This window comes from Nostoc sp. NOS(2021), assembly GCF_017115025.1.
GTDB lineage: Bacteria > Cyanobacteriota > Cyanobacteriia > Cyanobacteriales > Nostocaceae > Nostoc.
Window position 1 is genome coordinate 1 of sequence record NZ_JABXKM010000177.1, and the last position, 5,648, is coordinate 5,648.

The following is a 5,648-nucleotide window of genomic DNA, read 5'->3' on the forward strand; positions in this document are numbered from 1 at the left end:
CCTGCTCCCCTGCTCCCCTACTGCTCCCGCAAGCCGCCGCGCTAAAGCTTCCAGAGGATTTGCACCCGGACGAATGCTGCTAATCCACCATTGTTCGCTACTGGGTATTTGTTTGCCCAATCGCAATTGGGGAATTACACCAGCTTGGACAATTGAAGATTTGCCGCTTCCAGAAGCACCGATGACGGCTAGAAAAGAGCGATCGCGTAGTTGGTGAATTAACTGCTGAGTTAAAGCTTCTCTACCGTAAAAATATTGACTATCTTCTTCCAAAAAAGCACTTAGCCCCATGTAAGGGCATACTCCCAAATCCAATCCTGTGGTTGATTCTGGTGTATTTGTGTAAGTTTTTGCTGGGAGAATTTCGATAATGCCTTGTGTGCCTGATAGCCAGATGTAAAGAGGCACACCGCTACCTGCTAAGGATAATTGTAGTTGAGCGATCGCTCCGGCGGCTGAGAGTCCATCTGTATGCGTTGCCGCCATCAAGGTATCAAAAAATTTTTGGGCGAAGCGTTCTGGTGCGTCAGCAGGTGAGGCGTAGGCGATTAAACATTGTCCTTGGTGCGAGTCAATTTGCAAATCTTCTACCCAATCTTGCAAGGATGCATTAGCTACAGGACAATCAAGGATGATAATTTGTTGAGCGGTGCAGAGGCGTAGCTGTTGTTTCAACCAAGAACGCTTGATGCGGATATTTTCTCCCAGCAATAACCATTCCCCGGCGTCGGTTTCTTCAATTCGTCCGCGCAGATAAAGCAGTATAACTTCTGATGTGGGTTGTTGCAAATGACGAGCGATCGCTTCTTTGATCTGATCAGCAGATACTTTTGTTGCTGGCAAATACTCTAGTGCAAAACCCCCAACACTTCCGAGAAATTTGCTAATATCTAGTGTTGTTTTCCTAACTGATAATCCCTCTACTACTATTCCTATTCGGCGATGCACCTCAAGAGTTGCCTTAGTTAATCTTTTCCCGACAATTAGTTCCCCAACTCCCTCAACAATTCGCTTAGGAGTTTGCAACGGATATTCTCGGAAAAGTTGAGTTTCTCCTTTAGCTTTTTTCTGCTGATTAATCAGCCGCAATTGTTGATTACTTTTATCTATATATTGGAGAGTTTGATGATATACATATCGATACAAACTATCCACAGAAATTAAGCCTTGGCTATCTGCTGCCTCACCTTGTAACCCTTTCATTAAATAATAAGTAAACACCCCGTGTCCCAATTCGGGAAACTCCCAAGATTGCTGGTTATTATCACAGGAAAGCAAAGCATAAAAACCTTTACTTTTAGCAGCACACTGTTGTAATACTTCAACCAGTTTTGGTGTAGCATTCAGCAATGGTTCTCTTGTTGTACCTCTGAGTGTCATCCCGCCACTATGACAAGCATCTAGCCAAACAAGCTGATTTTGCGCTCCACTATTACCCAAAAGTAGCAAAAGTTCTTGTAAAGCTAAAGCTGTGTTTTGCAGATCAGATTTTTGAGTATTTGCCAAACACAAAAATGCTTGCTGCGTGTTTGGTTCTACAATCCCATGTCCAGAAAAATAAAATAAAATCGTATCAATAGATTGAGCCGCAGTCGTAATTTGCCGGAGACTGGCACGGATGTTTTCTAAAGATGGTGGTTGCGGTGCAAAATCATGGTAGATTTTGACCTCAGTTTGGGTAAATTGTGCGGCTGCATCTACCAATGCTTCTGCTAAACCCTGACAATCTACTGTTGAATAACTAAGGCTGGGTAGTCCGTCATCTTGATATTGATTGACTCCCACCAACATTAGCCACAGCTTAGGAGTTGCAGTTTGTTTAACTGAAGTTGAGCGACTGGTGATCCCAATTGGTGACATTTTTTACACAGCAGTAGCTAAAGAAGGGACAAAAGCAGGTAACTTAATTTGTTCTATATCTAGTTTTCCAGTTTGCGGATTAATAATTCCAGCTTGTTTGAGGCGATATTCAATGTGTTGCAGCGTTCCTTGATCTATGATGCAGCGAATCGCGCCCGATTCATCAATATCATTATATTCCCGACTACCTTCGGCAACTGGAGAACCACTACAACTACCAAAGTAGGCACATGTACTACAGGTTGCTGCCATCCGTTCTTCAGCTTCTGCAATGATTTGTTGGTGGCGTTCTCCTACGATTAAATCTGTTAGAGATGTGGTGAATATATTACCATGACTACGTTCAATTTCATAGGCATCAGCATAGCTATATATATCGCCTGTTGTATTTACTAAATAAACGTTTTCCCATTCTTTTTTATCATAAAAAATTAAAGAAGAGTTGGGAGTGTAATGCTGAACAACCTGCTGAATGTAATCAACTATCGGCACAACTGATACAAACTCTTGATCTTCTAGCCAAAAATCTACTAGAGTACAAAAAGCATCTAAAGTTTCCTGGGGAGAAATCTCAAAACCTTGATGTTGCCCATCAAAAGAACCTTTAAATAAAGGTAAAACCCTAAAGGAGAGATTCATAGTTCGATAAAAGTTGTAAATCTCTCGCAGATATGGCAAGTTAAGTTTTGTTAAAACAGTGATACACCCAAAGGGGATATTGGCTTTACTCAAACAATCCATATTTTTTAAAACAGTGTCTAGAGAATCAACAGCAGAACGATTAACTCTCAATCCCCCAAATAAATCTATGGACACGCCTACCTCATCAAATCCATCTTTTAATAGGCGAATACGTTCAGGATTAAGTACGGTTAGGTTGGTTTGAACTGCATTTGTGATATTATTGGCTAATTCCCCAAATATTTGGCGTTGAAGGTCAAATGCTTGCCAATAATAGTCTGGTGATTGTAATAGAGGCTCGCCACCATGCCAAACAAATTGAATATCAACAGGAAAGTCGAGTTGACGATAATAGCTGGCAATATTATGGAACATTTGCTCTAATTGTTCAGGTGCGATGGCTGCTTTATTTCCTAATTCTGCATATTCATAGCAATAGCGGCAGCGTAAGTTACAAAACTTTGATGTTTTTACAACAAACTGAACCTGTCTTGGGCTGATATTCATGACTTTATCCTGATAAATTATAGATGGGGAAAATTCCCTGAAGCAGAGGAGATATAACTTTTTTCTTCAGGGAGAAGTATTTATTAATCGTTAGAAAGATAGATATCTTTCTAGCGGACTTTGTTCAAAGTACGGAAAGTATTGACTGCGGAAGTAGGTGCGGCTGGTTGGGTTAGAACATTAAGAGGATTATTCAGTTTGCCCTTTTCTCTGAAAGAATTTTTAAAAGCAGCCTCTTGGAAAGTATCCTTACCTGTTAAACGGCCTGGACGTAATACATCCACTTTATTAATCACATTGGGAGCAAACTTAATAGGTGTTTGGACGCGATTAACTTCTAAAGGTGTTTTGTTTACTACTGATTGTGCTTTAGCTGCTGTAGAAATAAATACTGAAGGAACAGCAATGCTCAAAGCTAGAAGTAAACCACCAGAGAGATTTATAGGAAATTTCATATTGTGTCAGTCCTTGAAGTTAGTAATGTTGTTGTGGGGTTGAACCCCTTCACTTACTCAATAGGTTTACTTTTAGATTTTTATGCAGTGCTATGAAAATTTTTTGGGGAATTTATCAAAATTATTTTGAGGAAGTCATGAGACTTTTTGTAACCCATTTGTAGAGACAGTATTCATCGCGTCTTTGCCCAAATATGTGTTGTAATCGTTAATTGAATTGATACAAGAAGTGTATTCTGGAGTGCAAACAGAAAAACCCCGCGTAGGCAAGGTTTAATGCTGGGATAAATTTTGTTTTTGTTGTGGTTCAAGCAATAATTTACGCTAAGTTTTATTTAGTGATTAACTATCTCACTCTTGTTTGTTTTTGAAAGTATTTAGGACTTACGCACTGTACAAAAGAATTATGTTGTGTATCAACGTCAATATGTCGTTTCAGGTTTTTATTAATCATTCTTTGATGGGAAGTAGACCCGCGCGGTAGGGGCAATTCATGAATTGCCCCTACGACAAATGTGGTTTTGAAAATCACCCATATTTGCTCTTTCGTGTCAATGCGTAAGTCCTAGTATTGACGAAAACAAGTAGATGAACAAAAATATTTACAGTCATTGCGTTCGCCTTTGGCGTTCCCGTAGGGAAGGAGTACGCTGCATTCGCAATGACATTGTGTAACTAAAGTATTAAGTATTTCATTGAAGTCGAAATATAATCCTCAGTCCTTGTAGTAAAGTTTGTGTAGGCATCGTTTAACGCTTTCAGTCTTCCTATAGGTTGGGTGACAATTTTTTATGCATCCTCGGCAAAGCATTATGGAAATCTTTTCAACTTTTGTGCAATTTGATGCCGATCGCTTCAATCGTTGGGCGACAGAATCAAGGTTACGTCGCAGTATCCAAAGTTGTCTCAACCGCACCCCTCAAGAAACTTCAGAACATTTTTGGGCTTTCTACTGGTATAAATTATGGCTTTTTACCGAAACGAAGCTACTGGCTAAAGAACATCTGGCGGCTTACTTGCAAGAATCCTGTTATTGGGCATCCCAAAAAACAGTTAACAGTTTTGCGAGTACTCAGTACAAGTTATCAGACTGTTTTCAAATTGCGATCGCTCAAGTTGATAAAGTCCTGAAAGGATTTAATGCAGATCAAGGCTTTATTTTAAAAAACTACGCTAGCGCTATCTTTAGCAGTGCTATTCGGGAAAATTTACGCCAAAATCGTGAAATTGATATTTGTACAGATTGGGGACTATTACGAAAAATCACTAAAAAGTTTTTGGTGGAGTCTTTACAAAATGCAGGTTTATTGCTAGAGGATATTAACGCTTACGTCATAGCTTGGAACTGTTTCAAAACTCTATATATTCCAACACACAAAGGTACTTCTCGCCAAATTTCTCAACCAGGCAATGAGATTTGGGAGGCGATCGCTAAAGCTTATAATTCACAAAGTGGTCAGCAAGTCAATTCCCAAACCTTAGAAAAGTGGCTTTTAACTGCTGCTAAAGCCGCACGCCGCTATCGTTACTTTCCCGTTGACTCTCTCAATATCCCTAAAGGTGGCGATGATTCGTGGGAGTGGCTTGAGAATATTCCCGGAACACAACAAGAATCTCTAATTAATGAAATTCTTGCCCAAGAAGAAGAACAAACAAGAAACTTTCAACAAACTGAGATTAACAAAGTTTTAGTGGCTGCGATCGCTCAACTTGAACCGCAAGTACAAGAAATTTTACAACTTTATTATGCTCAAGAACTAACTCAAGACAAAATTGCCAAACAATTACAAATACAGCAATATACTGTCTCACGGCGACTAAAAAAAGCCCAAGAAACTTTGTTACGCTTTTTAGCTAACTGGAGTAAAGATAGTTTGCATATTTCCGTCACCTCAGACCTACTCAAGAGTATAAACATACTAATGGAGGAATGGTTGAAAAATTACTATGGTGTTGTATGAGTGGGATGAGGGAGAAATGAATCAATTCAAAATTCAAAATTCAAAATTCATCGGACTTACGCAAAAGTACACGCTGTAGGGGCAATTCATGAATTGCCCTAAGAAGAAAATCACTCTTTTCGGCCATTGTTTGCGTAATATCATGTCCGGGTAATTAGTTGTGATTCCCATAGTCATTGCACCC

At 39.6% G+C, this 5,648-nt stretch carries 4 protein-coding genes; 1 reads left to right on the forward strand and 3 read right to left on the reverse strand.

What is annotated here, in order from left to right:
- From HWQ41_RS20630 to HWQ41_RS20640, 3 genes are all read right to left on the reverse strand, one after another.
- Positions 1-1,860, reverse strand: a 1,860-nt coding sequence (locus tag HWQ41_RS20630; RefSeq protein ID WP_292766827.1) for a caspase family protein, incomplete at its 3' end; no start/stop codon positions are given.
- A 3-nt stretch (positions 1,861-1,863) separates the two neighbouring features.
- A complete protein-coding gene (locus HWQ41_RS20635) occupies positions 1,864-3,048 on the reverse strand; it encodes a radical SAM protein (RefSeq protein ID WP_292766830.1) in 1,185 nt (394 codons plus the stop codon).
- Positions 3,049-3,158: 110 nt separating this feature from the next.
- Positions 3,159-3,503, reverse strand: coding sequence for a hypothetical protein (locus HWQ41_RS20640; RefSeq protein ID WP_292766832.1), 345 nt, complete (start codon positions 3,501-3,503; stop codon positions 3,159-3,161).
- A gap of 791 nt (positions 3,504-4,294) precedes the next feature.
- On the opposite strand from HWQ41_RS20640, the gene HWQ41_RS20645 reads away from it, so the two are divergent.
- Entirely contained in the window at positions 4,295-5,464 is a 1,170-nt protein-coding gene (locus HWQ41_RS20645; RefSeq protein ID WP_292766835.1) for a sigma-70 family RNA polymerase sigma factor, read from the forward strand.
- Positions 5,465-5,648 lie beyond the last annotated feature (184 nt).

Excerpts from the sequence above, each read along its gene's own strand:
- HWQ41_RS20635 (WP_292766830.1), bottom strand. The coding sequence starts at position 3,048 with ATGAATATCAGCCCAAGACAGGTTCAGTTTGTTGTAAAAACATCAAAG.
- HWQ41_RS20640 (WP_292766832.1), bottom strand. The coding sequence starts at position 3,503 with ATGAAATTTCCTATAAATCTCTCTGGTGGTTTACTTCTAGCTTTGAGC.
- HWQ41_RS20645 (WP_292766835.1), top strand. The coding sequence starts at position 4,295 with ATGCATCCTCGGCAAAGCATTATGGAAATCTTTTCAACTTTTGTGCAA.